Here is a 14,814-nt window from a genome sequence, read left to right as displayed (position 1 = left end):
ATCTCCTTATAAAGGCCTGCAGAGAACGAGCGCTCTCTGCAGGCCGGCAGTTTTTTATTTACTGCATTTCTTTTTCACAACCGGATGTTTTTCTTTTGAAAGGATATCGGTAAAGTCTTTGCCTAATTCAAGATGCTGTTGAACGAATGTTTCAGGAAGCATAGCAAGCCATTGGTTTAAAGATATATCGGCGTAATGGTCGTCTTTGAAGATCTCTAAAAAGACTAGCGGTTCATTTCCAGTGTTTTCAACGTAATGCCCCATTGCAAACGGAACATATCCAACATCACCGGCTTGGTAGTCGAACGTTCTCGCATGGCCGTCAGATGCAAAAACGGTCATCCTTGCTTGGCCGGAGATGTAGTATTGCCACTCGTGCGTATTCGGATGCCAGTGCAGCTCTCTCATGGCGCCGGGTTCCACCGTAACGAGAGCGGATGCGATCGTTTTAGACACTTTGAAGTTTGTTGAATCTGCAATGTATACTTTTCCTCCCTCTGATTCAATTGGCTTTTGTTCAAGAAGACGATGGGTAAACGGATAAGGCGCTTCACCTTTCGGCCCTTCTACAATGTCATCTTTCAAATTTCCTGGGACAGGCTCTTCAAATATATATTTCTCTTCGCCTGGCAAATTGGCAATATCTTCTTGTGTTACGCCAAAGTTCGCAGCAATGACTTCCTTAGGTGTATGGGCAAGCCAGTCTGTCAGCTGGAACGTGCTGTTTTCAGAGAAAGATCCATCGTCAAACACGAGCAGGAACTCAGCTCCTTCATCCAGCGCTTGAATAGAGTGCGGCAGGCCTGACGGGAAGTACCAAAGATCTCCTTCGCCTACATCATCAATAAAGCTGCGCCCCTGTTCATCCACAATCGTGACTCTTGCACGTCCGTAAATCATATAAGCCCATTCTGCTTCCTTATGCCAATGCAGCTCGCGAATGGCGCCAGGTTTCAGCCGCATGTTTACAGATGCGAGGTTTTCTGAAATCGGCAGCTCACGTACGGTGACTTCACGGGCATATCCGCCTTTTTCTAATCGGTTGTGAGTATCAGAGAACGAAAACTTCATATTGCTTACGGTACCATGATCAGTCTCCGGCGGAACGAGCATATCAGGATTTTGGCGGTCTCTTTCAATATTGCGCGGGATTTTTACTGTTGCTCCTTTGTCTCCTCTGATTGGCTGCGGAATGTCGTTTTGTTTTTTCATGAAATGTTTCCTCCTTTAATTTAAACGCGATAGCAGAAAGAGAAGGTGAAAGGCCTTTCGTTTTCCCTTCTGTCTTGTTAAGTGAAAAAAACCAGTGAAAAGTCAACTTCGATTGAAAATTAATTTTTTGCTTTCTGATCTTTTAGTTCTGTCATCAGTTCGATAAGCTGATCAAACTTTTTCTCAAATCGGGTCAGCAGGTACATTGCAATCAGCGCAGGGAATCCCAGATTGCCGATCTGTTTTACGACTTCCTCTATAAAAACCTGATCCATGGAAAATACCTCCCTTCTTTTTTTGAAGTCATGTATGTAAGTGAAGGAAATCCAAGAAAACGTAAACTCGCGGCTGGCGTATTTAAGACAAGTGCTAGTCGGAAAGTAGTAGTTTACTTTTTTTTGCTTTCCTTCATTTAATTTAGTAGGGAGGCGGTTTGATGGACTATCAAGGTCTTTTGCGATCAAAATGTAAGGAGATAATGAAGCATCCCATCGTGAAGCATTTTTTGAGCAATCCTCAGCATTACCGTTTGTTCAAAAACGTAATGGAAAGCCCGAACGAAAAAGATGCAAAATCATTGGACGAGCAATTTAAACAATTTTATAAGGAAATCCGCATCGTCAAGTATATGAATTCAATGATTCGCATCTTTTCTATTGATTTTGATAAGCGGGTTCGCAAAAACCAAAAACGGTATCCGCTGACGGTCGATCATCCGGAAACGGGAGATCGACTTCCTTCCGAAACAGGAAGCGATGCGTTTGAAGCATTTTTAGATATGCAGGATGACTTGAGCCAGCATGTTCATGATTATCAGCTCTACCAAGCGATCCAGAAGCTGACTGACAAACAAAAAAGCGTGCTGACGAAAGTCTATCTTCACGGTGCCACGATGCAAGAGATTGCCGATTCATTAGGGGAGTCACGGCAAAACATTTCCAACATTCATAAAAAAGGGCTTGAGAATATCAGAAAACAGCTAGCGGCTCAAAAAAAGGGGGAAAGTAAGCTGTGAACGGCGAGTTGGAACAAAAGAACCAAAAAGACGATAAATTTGACATTGAACATCTGATTGAATGCTTTTCACCGATGATCAGAAAAAAACTCAGCAATACGTCCTATCAAGAAAGAGAAGATTTAGAGCAAGAGCTGAAGATCAAAATGTTTGAAAAGGCTGATATGCTTTTGTGCCAGGACGTTCCGGGGTTTTGGGAGTTTATTTTGTATATGGTAGACGAGAACTCATAACCATTTATCATCTGAAAATACGAGAAACGGGAACTGCCACGTTCCCGTTTTCTGCTTCTCCCACCCTGGCAAGACGCCTTCTATTCAAAAATGCACCAAAAATAAACGATATAATGATAAGATGAAAAAAACAGTGACAGAAAGGAACATAAAAGTGGAAAATGCATCAATTTTAATCGTAGACGATGAGAAAGCGATTGTGGATATGATCAAACGCGTTCTCGAAAAAGAAGGTTATCGAAATTTACTGGATGCGGCAAGCGCAGAAGCAGCGATTCCGGTTGTGAAGGCCAATAAGGTAGATTTGATCGTGCTGGATGTCATGATGGGCGGGATGTCCGGTTTTGAAGCCTGCACGCTGATCAGAGAGTATTCAGAGGCTCCGATTTTTTTCCTGACGGCAAGATCATCCGACGCGGACAAATTGTCGGGCTTTGCGGTTGGGGCTGATGACTATATCACAAAACCATTTAATCCGCTGGAATTAGCGGCGCGAATCAGAGCCCACCTCAAGCGCACATACCAGTCGAAAGAAACAAGTTCAAATCAAACCTATACATATGATTATTTTACATTTTCTCCGCAAAATGCCGAGCTGATTGTAGGCGGAAGTGCCGTCGCTTGTTCAGCCCAGCTTTTGCAGCTTTTGCAGTATTTTTGTGAACACCCTAATGTGGTGCTTTCCAAGGATCAAATTTATGAAAAAGTGTGGGGCTATCCTTCCTATGGCGACAACAACACCGTCATGGTTCATATTCGCAAGCTCAGGGAAAAAATTGAGCGCGATCCTAGCAATCCGGAGTATATTGTAACGGTTCGCGGTCTAGGATACCGGTTTATCCCGAATCCTGAAGGCAAGCGGTCATGAGGTTAAGATGGAAATTTTTGTTTCACTTTTTCGGGCAGATGCTGATTGTGATCCTGCTGCTCACGGTTATGCTGGTTGCATCGTTTTTCTATTTAGATTCGCGCTTTAGCGATGCGGAATCCAATTCAGGGCTGACGAAGGCAACGACCGACACACTTGAGGCATATCTCGATGTAAACGAAGACGGGGCATGGGAAGTGGATAATTTTCTGAAGAAATCTGTCGATAAACAGGACGGATGGATGCAAATCATTGATTCCAAAGGGAAAACCGCTTATTCCTACAGTGTGCCTAAAGAAGTGCCAAACACCCATACCAAGAAAGAGCTTCTATCTATTTATAAAACCAAAAAGCTTAATCATTATAAGGTGAATTATTGGGCCATCAATATTGAAGACAAGTCGTACCTTTTGTTATCAGGCTGGAAATTAAAGAGCGAACAGCTGCTGACTTCCATTGGAAAACGCGAACAAAAAATAGACGTTCCAGCACATTATAAGCCGAGTACCATCGACTATATTAAGAAAGAAAAAGGTGCCATTTACCTATTAGACAGCAATGGAAACATCCTTGACAGCGTCAACAGCACAAAAAGTGAAAGAAAAACGATGAACCAGCTGGAGCTGCTCAAATACAGCTCCAAACCTTGGAACTATAAACGGGAAATTTCGGTTAAGATCCTTGATCAAGACAGATGGATGGTCGCTACGGTGCCGAACCCTGTCTACGTCACCGATCAGGAGTTTAACAAATCATTTCTGAAGGTTGTTCTAAAGGCGATGTTTTTGATCATGGGTGTTCTGTTCCTGTATATCATTTGGATGACAGTTTGGTATATGTTCCGATTCGGGCTGCCGATTTTTCACACGATTAAATGGCTGGTCAACCTATCAAAAGGGAAGCTTGAGGAACCGAAAAACCGGAGCGGCCTTCCTGTCAGCAAAAACAAAAAGGGGAAAATCAAACAGCCGTATCGCTTCTTCGGTGAGATTTTTGAATCCATGGATCAGCTGACTGAAACGCTGAGACGGGATAAGAGAAATAGAGAAAAAATCCAGGCGACAAGGGAAGAATGGATTGCCGGTTTGTCGCACGATTTAAAAACACCGCTCAGCAGCATTTACGGCTACAGCATGATGCTTGAGTCTAAGCAGTATGATTGGTCGCCGGAGGAAGTGAAAGAAATGGGGCAGGTTGTCAGGGAAAAATCTGAATACATGTCCAAGCTGATTGAAGACTTAAATTTAACGTATCGGCTGAAAAATGATGCCCTTCCAATTGAGAGAAATCTGACAAGCCTGATCCCGTTTTTTAAAAACGTTATTGAGGATTTTAAGAAAAATCCGTTTTCTGAAGGGTATGATATCTCCTTTGTATCCAATGAAGAGCATATTGAATTTGCGCTTGATGAAGGGTGGTTCAGGCGTATATTAGAAAACCTCCTTGGAAATGCGGTGAAGCACAACGACAAAGGAACAGAGATTCAGGTCATTCTGGAACAAACTAAAAATCATATTTCGTTGAAGGTTAAGGACAACGGGAAGGGAATGGATGAAGAAACGATCACCCATTTGTTTAACCGTTACTACAGGGGGACGAACACAAAAGATTCATCTGCCGGAACGGGCCTCGGACTCGCCATTGCCAAGGAGCTTGTCCATCTGCATAACGGGACGATTCATGTGAACAGCAGAATGAACATTGGAACGGTCATTACCATCCTTTTTAAAAAGCAATAAACATGTGGTTTGGCCGCCTCTTTGACGGGAATAACAATATATAGTCTTAAGCTAAAGAGGTGTAACACATGGATGCAGTATTGGAAGCAGACACTCGGGCAGTCATTGGTGAAGGCCCGTTATGGGATGAAGAAAACGGCCGTTTATATTGGGTTGATATCTTAGGGAGCGAGCTCCACATCTTCGACTCTGAAGAAAAAATCAACCGGTCGATCAAATTCAAGTCCTTTGTGACGGCGCTTGCGAAATATTCCAAGGATGAACTGATAATGACGATGAAGGATGGATTTTACCTGTATCATCTTCAGGATGACAGCTTGGAAAAGATCAAACAGCCGAAGGATATGGATGAGAGCCTGCGTTTTAATGACGCGAAATGTGATCCGTGCGGAAGGCTTTGGGCGGGGACGACGAGCATGGAAGGCGAACAAAAACGGGCCTCGCTATACCGTTTGGATCAAGACGGCAGTCTTGTCAAAATCAAAGATCAAGTCTCCACCTCGAACGGTTTGGATTGGGACCGCGAGTGGAATTTAATGTATTACATCGACACGCCGACTCAGGAAATTGTTCGCTACAGGTTTGATCCTGAAAGCGGAAATGTCTCGAATCCAGAACCTGTCTATCGTTTTGATCAATCAGAAGGATTGCCGGACGGCATGACAATCGACCAAAACGGCATGCTGTGGGTGGCGTTGTTTGGCGGCAGCCGCGTTGTTCACATTGACCCGTTTCAGAAGAAAGAAATCGGTTCAATCAGCGTTCCGGCTAAATATGTCACGTGCTGCGCGTTCGGCGGCAGAGACTTAAAAACCCTTTACATCACAACGGCAACGGAACAAATGACAGAAACAGAAAGATACGAGCAGCCTCACGCGGGAGGACTGTTTTCAGCAAATCTGGAAACAGGCGGATACCAGTCCGTTCCATTCGCTGGAGACGTATAAAAAAACGCATCCGAAACATGGATGCGTTTTTTGCATATTAGAGAGAACGGATAATGCCGCCTTCTACACGCTGTGCCGTACCGTTAATGGCGGATGCGGCGCCAGATGCGAGAAATACGATCGTGTTGGCGACTTCTTCTGCTGTCGCGTATCGCTGAATAAGAGAAGTCGGCTCATTGACTTTGAAATAGTCTTTGATGAATGTATCTGTATCCTGGCCGGCTGCCTGTGCGGCGCCCTCCATGTAGGATGCTACGCCCTCTGTCCAAGTAGGTCCCGGAAGCACTGAGTTGACCGTCACATTCGTGCCTTTTGTCATTTCAGCCATTCCTCTTGAAAGGCTGATCAGCGCCGTTTTTGTCATTGAGTACGGAATCATCGTTGGAAGCGGTTTGATGCCTGCTTCACTTGCGATATTTAAAATGCGGCCGCTGTTTTTGGCAAGCATTTTTGGAAGGAAGTGGCGGCTTGTCCGAACCGCGCTCATCACGTTCACTTCAAAATATTGATTCCACTCTTCATCTGTCACATCCGCAAAGTCTTTTACCTCGAAGAAACCAAGGTTGTTGACAAGGATATCGACATCACCGATTTCATTTACTTTTTCAATAAAAGCCGCTGCTTCATCTGTTTTTGATAAATCAGCAGCCGCGCCATGCACCGTTCCGTATCCAGAAAGCTCTTCAACCGTGCGATTGACAGTCTCCTGTTTGCGTCCGTTGACAATGACTGCCGCACCCTCTTGCAGAAAGCTTTTTGCCGCGGCTTTCCCGATGCCGGAAGTCGAGCCGGTGATGATGACAAGTTTGTCTTTTAGCTGTAAATCCATAAGATCATTCCTTTTCATTGATGATGGTATAAAGTATACAAGAACAAATTTAGTGTTTACGAGGATTTTGCTCCCATACACATACCGGGGAAAAGTCATTCAGGACACATATACAAGCCTATCAGTCATATAGTATAATTACTCCGAAAAAAGGATACGAATGTCAAATAGGTGCCGGTCCGTGAACAACAGCCGGCTTAATAGGGAAACCGGTAAAAGCCGGTGCGGTCCCGCCACTGTAATTGGCCATAGCGCCAAGAGCCAGGATACCTGCCTGTTTGATCAGCACGAAGTCTGCGAGGACAGATGATGTGTAAACAATAGGCTTTTTTGTGTTGTTTACAGCATCTTTACCATCGTAGAGATGCTTTTTTTAGTTCACTTAGGAGGAAAGATGATGAAAAAACTAGCCGGAATATGGACTGCGCTTCTGCTGGCTGCCGTTATGATAGCAGGCTGCGGCAATACGGCAGATCAGAAGGATCCCAAGGCAAAACAAAAGACGGAAGCGTTTCCTGTCACCATTGATGATGCGTCAAAGCAAGATGTGACAATCAAAAAGGAGCCGGAAACGATTGTTTCATTAATGCCGAGCAACACAGAAATCACATACGCTCTCGGTCTTGGTGAAAAAGTGGTCGGTGTCACCACAAACGATACATATCCAAAGGAAGTCAAAAAGGTTGAGAAGGTCGGAGATATGAATGTGAACGTTGAGAAAGTCATTTCGCTAAAGCCAGATCTCGTTCTTGCCCATGAGTCTTCCATGTCAGGGTCAGCGGATGCCATTAAACAGCTGAAGGACGCGGGCATAACCGTGCTGACTGTCAATGATGCGCAATCATTTTCCGAGGTCTACAAATCAATTGAAATGATCGGAGAAGCTGCCGGGTCAGAGAAAAAAGCCGACCAGCTCGTGAAAAGCATGAAATCAGATTTGCAGGATATTCAAGAAAAAGCGAAAACCATTTCAAAAAACGAGGAGAAAAGCGTATTTATCGAGGTTTCTCCTGCTCCCGACATTTACACAACCGGAAAAGACACGTTTATGAATGAAATGCTCAATGTCATCCATGCTAAAAACGCAGCAGCAGACCAAACAGGCTGGGTGCAAATGACAGACGAGGCGATCGTAAAACTCAATCCTGATGCTATCGTTACAACAGACGGAGTGAAAGCGAAAGCAGTGGAAAAACGCGCTGGCTGGAGCGAAATCAATGCTGTGAAACATCATCGCGTGTATGATGTGGATCCTGATCTCGTGACACGTTCCGGTCCCCGTCTGATCGAAGGGGTCGAAGAACTTGCGGAAAGCATTTATCCGGATACGTTTAAGGAATAATCGTTTTGCCGCATATGTCATCGGTTTTTCATTTTTAGCCGTGAGCATCATCTTGGGGATTTCTTGCGGCAGCCTGCAAATTCCTATTCCCGCTATCCTTCGTGTCTTCTGGCATGAAGGATTCGGCGGCTCTATCGGCCCTGATGACCCGATGTACACAAATATTATGATGAATATCAGACTGCCGAGAGTTGTGCTGGCCGCCCTTGTGGGGGCGGCTCTTTCTATCGCGGGGGCTGCTTTTCAGGGGCTGTTGAAAAATCCGCTTGCTGATCCCTACACGCTCGGTGTTTCATCCGGTGCTTCAGTCGGAGCGGTTGTGACCCTGTTCTTCGGCCTGCAGCTTCCTGTCATCGGAGGGTTTACACTCCCGGTTGTGAGTGTGGCCGCGGCACTTGCCACGATTGCGGCGGTTCTTTCCTTCAGCCGCCTCGTTCATGCTTCGATGTCTGTCTCCACCCTCATTTTGACCGGTGTCATCATCAACTCATTTTTGGGCGCGTTTATTTCTCTTATCATTGCCCTGACAGGAGACAACCTGCTGCCGATTGTGCATTGGCTGCTAGGCAGCGTCTCGATGAGAGGCTGGGGCTATGTTGTTCTGTTCCTCCCGTTTTTTCTTTTGGGAACCATTTTACTGATCATTAACGGAAGAGAGCTGAACGTGATGACATATGGAGAAGACAAAGCAAAGCTTCTCGGGGTCAGTGTTCAGCGGAGAAAAATGCTGATTTTAATAGCGGGCTCTTTTTTGACGGGAAGTGCTGTGGCTGTATCCGGCACGATCGGCTTTGTCGGACTTGTCATACCGCATATCACAAGGCTTTTGTGGGGCACGGACCATCGGCATTTACTGCCGCTGTCCGCTTTGCTCGGAGCAGGTTTTCTCGTTTTGGCCGATCTGCTTTCCAGAACGATCATCGAGCCGGTTGAACTGCCGATTGGGATCATTACGTCCCTGGCGGGGGCGCCTGTTTTCGCCCTTATTTTAATTCGGCAGCACCGCGGGGGGAGGAGCTTATGATAAAAGCAGAAGGGCTGTCGGGGGGATATGGAGACATCGAGCTGATCGACAATGTCAGCTTAACAGTGGAGAAGGGTGAATTTCTCGGTATTCTCGGCCCTAATGGAAGCGGAAAAACTACGCTTTTGAACTTGCTGACAGGTACGCTGCGGGCCAAGGAGGGCAGCGTTTATCTGGCTGGCAAACCGCTGGCTGACTATAAACCGAAGGAACTGGCGCAAATGATGGCCGTCCTGCCGCAAAAAACGGATCAAGCCTTTACCTTTACCGTCAAAGAAACTGTAGCCTTCGGCAGATATCCATTTCAAACAGGGCTGTTCAGACAGCAGACTGACAAGGATGAAGCCATTGTACAGGAAGCAATGGAGCAAACAGGAGTGGCCGCTTTTGCGCAAAAATCGATCCGTGATCTAAGCGGAGGGGAACAGCAGCGGGTGTATTTGGCCCAAGCTTTGGCGCAGCAGCCGCGCATTTTATTTCTGGACGAGCCGACAAATTTTCTCGACCTGGCTTATCAAAAAGACCTGCTTGATCTCATCAAACGCCTGACAAGAGAAAATGGATTGGCGGCTGTCGGCGTTTTTCATGATCTGAACACCGCGAGCCTGTACTGTGATGAGCTCTTGTTTATGAAAAACGGTACAGCCGTACCTAAGCAAAAACCGGAATATGCTGTTACAGAACATCACATAAAGGCCGTGTACAATACAGATGTCACCACATTGGTCCATCACAGCTCACCTAAACCGATGATTGCGATTCAGCCTGAACAAAACAGTGTGAAGCATAAACCTATCCCATTTGAAGCTTTGCTCCAAGCGGGGTGCGATGACATTCTTCTGCAGACAGAAATTCCGCTTCGTACCCTGTCCTCCGCGCCTGTCGGTGCAGGGTTTTCATGGAGCAGGACGCTGATCCATAAACTGCTGCCGGTTCAGACAGACCATATAGAAGGGCTTACGGCCTACCTAGCAGAAAGCGGTTTTCAACTGGCGGAAACTTGTGCGATGGCTTCTTCGGGAAGGCTTGACCGTTTCGTGTATCGAACGTATGAAGAGGGAGAACTATCCATTACGATATGCGTCATGTCCGGCTTTTCGATATGGATTTTGATCAACGGCTATGTGTCAGATCAATTCTTTGTCAAAGCTCTTATGGCTGCCGAAGCAGAACGGGTGAAAGTGTTGGGGGACAGACGGGCAGAGGGGGATATTCTCATCGCTGCGACACAAGCTCGTCAATCTGAAAACATAGATAAGCGGCTTGACCAATTGATACAGATCGGAACAGCTGAATGTGTAAAAGAGGCGGCAGAGCTGTTTGAATAAGTCTGTAAAGGAGACATATTGCATGAAACTATATACAAAAACAGGCGATAAGGGACAAACGAGCCTAGTCGGAGGCAGAACGGACAAGGACAGCCTTCGCGTCGAAAGCTACGGCACGATTGACGAACTGAACAGCTTTGTCGGGCTTGCTTTGGCAGAGCTTTCCGGGCAGCCTGGCTTTGAAGATATGATAGCCGAGCTGCTCACCATCCAGCATGAGCTGTTTGACTGCGGAGGCGATTTGGCAATCGTCACAAAAAGAAAAGACTATACACTAAAGGAAGAATCCGTTTCCTTTTTAGAAACGCGCATTGATGCCTATACAGCAGAAGCGCCAGAATTGAAGAAATTTATTCTTCCGGGCGGATCGAAGGGCGCTTCGCTTCTCCATGCGGCGCGCACCATTACAAGGCGGGCGGAACGCAGAGTGGCCGCGCTGATGAAATCGGAGGAGATCCATGAAACAGTGCTGCGTTATCTCAATCGTCTGTCTGATTATTTTTTTGCCGCCGCACGGGTAGTGAATGTGAGAAGCGGCATTGCCGATGTAGAATATGAAAGAAGTGCTATTGTGTTTCGGGACCGAAACAGCAGCGAATCATAAAAAGAGAAAACGAAAGCCGGCGTGTTTCCATACATGCCGGCTTTTTGTTTTTCATTCTGTCAATTACCCATTTTACGACAAAAAATGAACCTTATGAATTATTGACTGAAAAATGGAAAAGTGAGATATTGAAACAAATAGATGTAAAAAATAGGCAGTAGGGGGCTCTGATAGATGGTGAATTTAATTGAAAGTGATAGCATCTGGAAGAGAAATTTTAATTATCTTTTTTTCTCAAGAATAGTCAAGATATCCGGCGATATGTTCGCATTTAATTCGATATTATGGTTTTTGATTTATGGCGGCAAAGGCGCGATTGGGACTGCATTATTGATTGCTGTCACTTTTTTGCCGGAAGCTGTGCTGGCGCCTGTGACGGGTCCTTTCATGAAACAGAACACACTGAAATTTTGGATGTACTTTTCAGATCTGACAAGGGCTGCAATTGTTTTAATTATTCCTCTTTGTCATTTTGCGGGCTTTTCTCCGCTGTGGTTTGTCATGACACTTATGATTGTGCATTCTGCTACAGGGGCTGCCTACAATCCCGCCTCCATAGCTTTAATTCCCCAAATTGTAAAGGAACAGGGCATTCAAAAAGCAAACGCTGTGCTGCAGTCCTCCGCTCAAATTGTCAGGCTCGGAGCTGTCACGTTGTGCGGCGCTTTACTTACATTTATCAGCCCTTCTTATACGATGCTTATCGCACTTGTTCTCTATTTGGTTTCTGGCTTTCTCGTCCTTTTTATTAAATACACTGCGGTTGAATCTCAATCAGAGTCTGCTGCCATAACGCAGAGAGGTACATATATGGGCAGGCTGAAACGCGGGTTTACACTCGTCAGAAAACATCAGATTTTATATCCGCTCGCCATTTACTGTATCTTTATGAATTTCGCGGCTGCCCCTTGGGAAGCGCTCTCAGCCGTTTACGTTGCGGAAGATTTAAACGGTCAGCCGATCGTTTACTCGCTTTTAAAGGCCACTACCGCCGCAGGCGCGTTTTTATTGGGATTTGTGCTGGCGAAAGTCAAAGTAAACAGGTACGGTCTGCTATTCGTAACTGCCGGCATTATTGAAGGATTTGCTTTCTTTATTACCGGGATGAATACCTTTTTGCCGCTCGTCTTTCTCGCTGCGTTTACCTTTGGCGCCGCAGTCAGTGCTGTAAATGTTCCTGAGTACACGATTATCCAGACATCTGTGGATAGTGAGGATCAGCCGCAGGTCTACGCCGTTATACATATGATCTCAAATATTTCCATACCTGCCGGAGCTGTCATTTGCGGGTATGCTGCTAACGCTTTTGGTTCAGGAACTGTAATCGCTGTCGGAGGGGTTGTCGAAATTATTGCGGGTATCGGCATTTTGCTTTTTACAAAGCTGGCCAAAGCAGAACAGGCCGACCTGGTCAAAGAAAGGGAAGCAAGCGTCCATCTGTAAAGGGTTTTGAAACGCCATGCCTCGCGCATGGCGTTTTTTTATGCCCATGGGTCCGGCACTAGATACGACCCCGGTCTTATATCAAAATCAACCTCTGATTCGTTTTGCGCAAATGCTAATTTGTTTAAGATGAAGACAAGGAAAACGAAAGGAGGATCTGTATGAAGATAAACAAGAAAACCGCCGGCGGATTCTTATTAATTGTATTTGGGATCTCCGTCTTTTTTGGAGGAGGAAGCTTCGGCTTTATTATCCCGCTCGCCATCGGGAGCTTGATGACATACGCGGGAATCAAAAGGTTTGCTGCAGGAAAAACCATCACAGGAATTATCGTAGGCGGTATCGGAGCGATGATGCTCATCTGCTCACTTCCATTTGTCGTCGGACTCGCGCTGGCGGCAGCTATGGTGTATTACGGCTGGAAGCTGATGAACAACGGATCAGCTGATAACGGTGTATCATCTTTTGATCCGGAACCGGCTTCGGCTGCCTATCAATCTCACTTTGATGACGAATGGGAAGAATTTTTGAAGAAAAAATAATATCAGCATATGAGGAGGAATCAGGTATGGTATTCAAAAGAATGAGAGATATGTTTGTTGCGTCAGTTCATGAAGGTCTGGATAAACTGGAGAACCCAAAGGTGATGCTCAATCAATATGTCCGTGATATGGAAAGTGACATCATAAAAGCAAAACAAACAATTGTAAAACAGCACACGATTGCCTATCAATTTAAGAAAAAATATGAAGAAGCAGCTGAGGTGGCTGGAAAACGCAAAAATCAGGCACAGCTCGCATTTGACGCAGGTGAAGAAGAACTGGCGAAAAAGGCACTGACTGAAATGAAATATTTAGAAGGGAAGGCGGCTGAGCATAAAGTGTCCTATGAACAAGCCAACAGTCAGCTGACGGATCTGAAAGAACAGCTGGCTGCACTGGAAACAAAGCTTCAGGACGTAAAGGATAAAAAACAAGCGCTGATTGCCCGGGCCAATGCCGCGAAAGCAAAAGAGCATATGAATACGACATTTGACAAGATTGACAGCGAAAGCGCGTATCGTGAATTTTTGCGCATTGAAAATCGTATTGAGGAAATGGAAATCCGCGCGAATTATTCAAAGTCAGCAGAAGCCGGCACAGAACTCACACGAAAAGAATTCGCTGATGATGTGGAAGCGGAGATTGAAAACATGCGGGCGCTCTCGCTGCAAAAACAAGACCAGACATCACAAGCAGCAAATGAATAAGCGTGACGGGGAAGGATTTGCGGACAAGTCCTTCCCTTCCGCATGTACAATTCACAGGCTTTTCTTTTATAATAGAATGAATGACAAGGATGAAATCGAATGAAAAAAGTGCTGGGCAAACTGTTGATCATGGCTGGTATTCTTATATTTTTCGGCGTCGTGGTAAAAGACGTGTTTGCTGCGGGCTTGGGATTCGTAAGCGGCACTGAAGCCGATTCAGCCAGCGCATCGCCGGGGGATATCGACAGCGTGGTCATTGAGTCGGATCACAAGAATGTCCGGATCATAGCGGAAGAACGAAATGACATATCGGCAGGTATCTCAGGAAAATCGGGAAAGTTATTTGTCACTGAAAGCAAAAGGAAACTGAAGCTGACCGCAAAGGAAAAAGAATTTCAATTTTTGAATGGGTTTAACCGTTCTTTCCTTGTCGTCCGGCTTCCATATGATTATAAAGGTGATCTGACGGTGCGGACCTCAAGCGGGGACATATCTGTGGACGGGAATCAGCGTCTTGCGCTTACTGAGCTGAACGCAGCATCTGCGAGCGGAGATATGAGAGTGACGGACGTCCGCCTTCAAGAAGACATGAAAGTAAAGGGATCGTCCGGCGATGTCACCATTTCCAATACGGTCTCCAAAACAGCCGACATTGATTTAGCTTCAGGAGACGCGAATCTGGCTGATGTATCAGGCTCTCTTGATGTGAAGCTGACTTCAGGAAACTTAGATGCCGCACTGAAAAAGGTATCAGGTCCTGTATCTGTCACGCTGACAAGCGGTGATGCTGATCTGAGCCTTCCCGAAAACGGCAGCTTTACAGTCAAGGCTAAATCAGCGAGCGGGAGCGTCAGTTCGCCGTATTCATTTGCTGATACAGCACATAAAGATCATCATCACATTACAGGCTCGCAAGGAAGCGGCCGGCATCCAATTGATATCAAAACGGACAGCGGGGATCTAGTGATACGGTAGCACCAG

General features: G+C 45.8%; 16 protein-coding genes and 1 riboswitch. Of the genes, 13 read left to right on the top strand and 3 right to left on the bottom strand.

The features are described from left to right. Window positions 1-54: 54 nt before the first annotated feature. Together oxdC and ACY3LV_RS09900 are read right to left on the bottom strand one after the other, a co-directional pair. The gene (gene oxdC, locus ACY3LV_RS09905; RefSeq protein WP_464863710.1) at window positions 55-1,212 is read right to left on the bottom strand and encodes an oxalate decarboxylase; all 1,158 of its coding nucleotides are present in this window, start codon (window positions 1,210-1,212) and stop codon (window positions 55-57) included. A 119-nt stretch (window positions 1,213-1,331) separates the two neighbouring features. After that, window positions 1,332-1,487: a YvrJ family protein gene (locus ACY3LV_RS09900; protein ID WP_003221632.1), complete on the bottom strand. Its 156-nt coding sequence runs from the start codon at window positions 1,485-1,487 to the stop codon at window positions 1,332-1,334. 203 nt (window positions 1,488-1,690) lie between these two features. Between ACY3LV_RS09900 and sigO the strand changes: the two genes are divergently transcribed. The 5 genes from sigO to ACY3LV_RS09875 all read left to right on the top strand — a co-directional run bounded on the left by sigO (window position 1,691) and on the right by ACY3LV_RS09875 (window position 6,014). Next, window positions 1,691-2,227 (top strand): RNA polymerase sigma factor SigO, encoded by a 537-nt coding sequence (sigO, locus tag ACY3LV_RS09895; protein WP_202328044.1) that lies wholly within the window; start codon window positions 1,691-1,693, stop codon window positions 2,225-2,227. After that, a complete protein-coding gene (gene rsoA, locus ACY3LV_RS09890; protein WP_464863709.1) occupies window positions 2,224-2,460 on the top strand; it encodes a sigma-O factor regulator RsoA in 237 nt (78 codons plus the stop codon). Before sigO ends, rsoA begins: the two co-directional genes overlap by 4 nt. A gap of 154 nt (window positions 2,461-2,614) precedes the next feature. Further along, the gene (gene yvrH, locus ACY3LV_RS09885) at window positions 2,615-3,328 is read left to right on the top strand and encodes a two-component system response regulator YvrH (protein ID WP_087991174.1); all 714 of its coding nucleotides are present in this window, start codon (window positions 2,615-2,617) and stop codon (window positions 3,326-3,328) included. After that, on the top strand, window positions 3,325-5,067 hold the full coding sequence (locus ACY3LV_RS09880) for an ATP-binding response regulator (protein ID WP_464863708.1): 1,743 nt from the start codon (window positions 3,325-3,327) through the stop codon (window positions 5,065-5,067). Before yvrH ends, ACY3LV_RS09880 begins: the two co-directional genes overlap by 4 nt. 68 nt (window positions 5,068-5,135) lie before the next feature. Continuing rightward, window positions 5,136-6,014 carry an SMP-30/gluconolactonase/LRE family protein gene (locus ACY3LV_RS09875; protein ID WP_464863707.1) on the top strand — a complete coding sequence of 293 codons (879 nt, stop codon included), beginning with the start codon at window positions 5,136-5,138 and terminating at the stop codon, window positions 6,012-6,014. Window positions 6,015-6,051: 37 nt separating this feature from the next. Here ACY3LV_RS09875 and ACY3LV_RS09870 read toward each other — a convergent pair whose 3' ends face one another. Further along, complete coding sequence (locus ACY3LV_RS09870) at window positions 6,052-6,843, bottom strand: SDR family NAD(P)-dependent oxidoreductase (protein ID WP_087991112.1); 792 nt, start codon at window positions 6,841-6,843, stop codon at window positions 6,052-6,054. 152 nt (window positions 6,844-6,995) lie between these two features. Beyond that, a riboswitch (cobalamin riboswitch) is annotated at window positions 6,996-7,135 on the top strand. A 105-nt stretch (window positions 7,136-7,240) separates the two neighbouring features. On the opposite strand from ACY3LV_RS09870, the gene ACY3LV_RS09865 reads away from it, so the two are divergent. The 8 genes from ACY3LV_RS09865 to liaG all read left to right on the top strand — a co-directional run bounded on the left by ACY3LV_RS09865 (window position 7,241) and on the right by liaG (window position 14,808). Next, entirely contained in the window at window positions 7,241-8,185 is a 945-nt protein-coding gene (locus ACY3LV_RS09865) for an ABC transporter substrate-binding protein (protein WP_464863729.1), read from the top strand. Beyond that, window positions 8,148-9,209 carry an iron ABC transporter permease gene (locus tag ACY3LV_RS09860; RefSeq protein ID WP_333560863.1) on the top strand — a complete coding sequence of 354 codons (1,062 nt, stop codon included), beginning with the start codon at window positions 8,148-8,150 and terminating at the stop codon, window positions 9,207-9,209. The genes ACY3LV_RS09865 and ACY3LV_RS09860 overlap by 38 nt, the downstream gene beginning before the upstream one ends. After that, window positions 9,209-10,537, top strand: coding sequence for an ABC transporter ATP-binding protein (locus ACY3LV_RS09855; protein WP_464863728.1), 1,329 nt, complete (start codon window positions 9,209-9,211; stop codon window positions 10,535-10,537). Before ACY3LV_RS09860 ends, ACY3LV_RS09855 begins: the two co-directional genes overlap by 1 nt. A 22-nt stretch (window positions 10,538-10,559) precedes the next feature. Continuing rightward, window positions 10,560-11,141 (top strand): cob(I)yrinic acid a,c-diamide adenosyltransferase, encoded by a 582-nt coding sequence (locus ACY3LV_RS09850; protein ID WP_464863706.1) that lies wholly within the window; start codon window positions 10,560-10,562, stop codon window positions 11,139-11,141. A gap of 174 nt (window positions 11,142-11,315) precedes the next feature. Continuing rightward, entirely contained in the window at window positions 11,316-12,584 is a 1,269-nt protein-coding gene (locus ACY3LV_RS09845) for an MFS transporter (protein WP_148964078.1), read from the top strand. A 161-nt stretch (window positions 12,585-12,745) separates the two neighbouring features. Next, the gene (gene liaI / locus ACY3LV_RS09840) at window positions 12,746-13,126 is read left to right on the top strand and encodes a cell envelope stress-induced membrane anchor protein LiaI (RefSeq protein ID WP_464863705.1); all 381 of its coding nucleotides are present in this window, start codon (window positions 12,746-12,748) and stop codon (window positions 13,124-13,126) included. Between the two features lie 26 nt (window positions 13,127-13,152). After that, complete coding sequence (gene liaH / locus ACY3LV_RS09835; RefSeq protein WP_464863704.1) at window positions 13,153-13,833, top strand: stress responsive protein LiaH; 681 nt, start codon at window positions 13,153-13,155, stop codon at window positions 13,831-13,833. Between the two features lie 99 nt (window positions 13,834-13,932). Further along, window positions 13,933-14,808 (top strand): LiaG family protein, encoded by an 876-nt coding sequence (gene liaG / locus ACY3LV_RS09830; RefSeq protein WP_464863703.1) that lies wholly within the window; start codon window positions 13,933-13,935, stop codon window positions 14,806-14,808. The last annotated feature ends 6 nt before the right edge of the window (window positions 14,809-14,814 follow it).

Source organism: Bacillus sp. 11C, assembly GCF_055486375.1.
The sequence above is the reverse complement of the archived record's forward strand: the minus strand, read 5'-3'. Positions and strand labels throughout refer to the sequence as shown.

Bases quoted from the DNA above. Each gene is read 5' to 3' on its own strand.
- oxdC (WP_464863710.1), bottom strand. From the start codon at position 1,212: ATGAAAAAACAAAACGACATTCCGCAGCCAATCAGAGGAGACAAAGGA.
- ACY3LV_RS09900 (WP_003221632.1), bottom strand. From the start codon at position 1,487: ATGGATCAGGTTTTTATAGAGGAAGTCGTAAAACAGATCGGCAATCTG.
- sigO (WP_202328044.1), top strand. From the start codon at position 1,691: ATGAAGCATCCCATCGTGAAGCATTTTTTGAGCAATCCTCAGCATTAC.
- ACY3LV_RS09880 (WP_464863708.1), top strand. From the start codon at position 3,325: ATGAGGTTAAGATGGAAATTTTTGTTTCACTTTTTCGGGCAGATGCTG.
- ACY3LV_RS09875 (WP_464863707.1), top strand. From the start codon at position 5,136: ATGGATGCAGTATTGGAAGCAGACACTCGGGCAGTCATTGGTGAAGGC.
- ACY3LV_RS09870 (WP_087991112.1), bottom strand. From the start codon at position 6,843: ATGGATTTACAGCTAAAAGACAAACTTGTCATCATCACCGGCTCGACT.
- ACY3LV_RS09865 (WP_464863729.1), top strand. From the start codon at position 7,241: ATGAAAAAACTAGCCGGAATATGGACTGCGCTTCTGCTGGCTGCCGTT.
- ACY3LV_RS09850 (WP_464863706.1), top strand. From the start codon at position 10,560: ATGAAACTATATACAAAAACAGGCGATAAGGGACAAACGAGCCTAGTC.
- ACY3LV_RS09845 (WP_148964078.1), top strand. From the start codon at position 11,316: ATGGTGAATTTAATTGAAAGTGATAGCATCTGGAAGAGAAATTTTAAT.
- liaI (WP_464863705.1), top strand. From the start codon at position 12,746: ATGAAGATAAACAAGAAAACCGCCGGCGGATTCTTATTAATTGTATTT.
- liaH (WP_464863704.1), top strand. From the start codon at position 13,153: ATGGTATTCAAAAGAATGAGAGATATGTTTGTTGCGTCAGTTCATGAA.
- liaG (WP_464863703.1), top strand. From the start codon at position 13,933: ATGAAAAAAGTGCTGGGCAAACTGTTGATCATGGCTGGTATTCTTATA.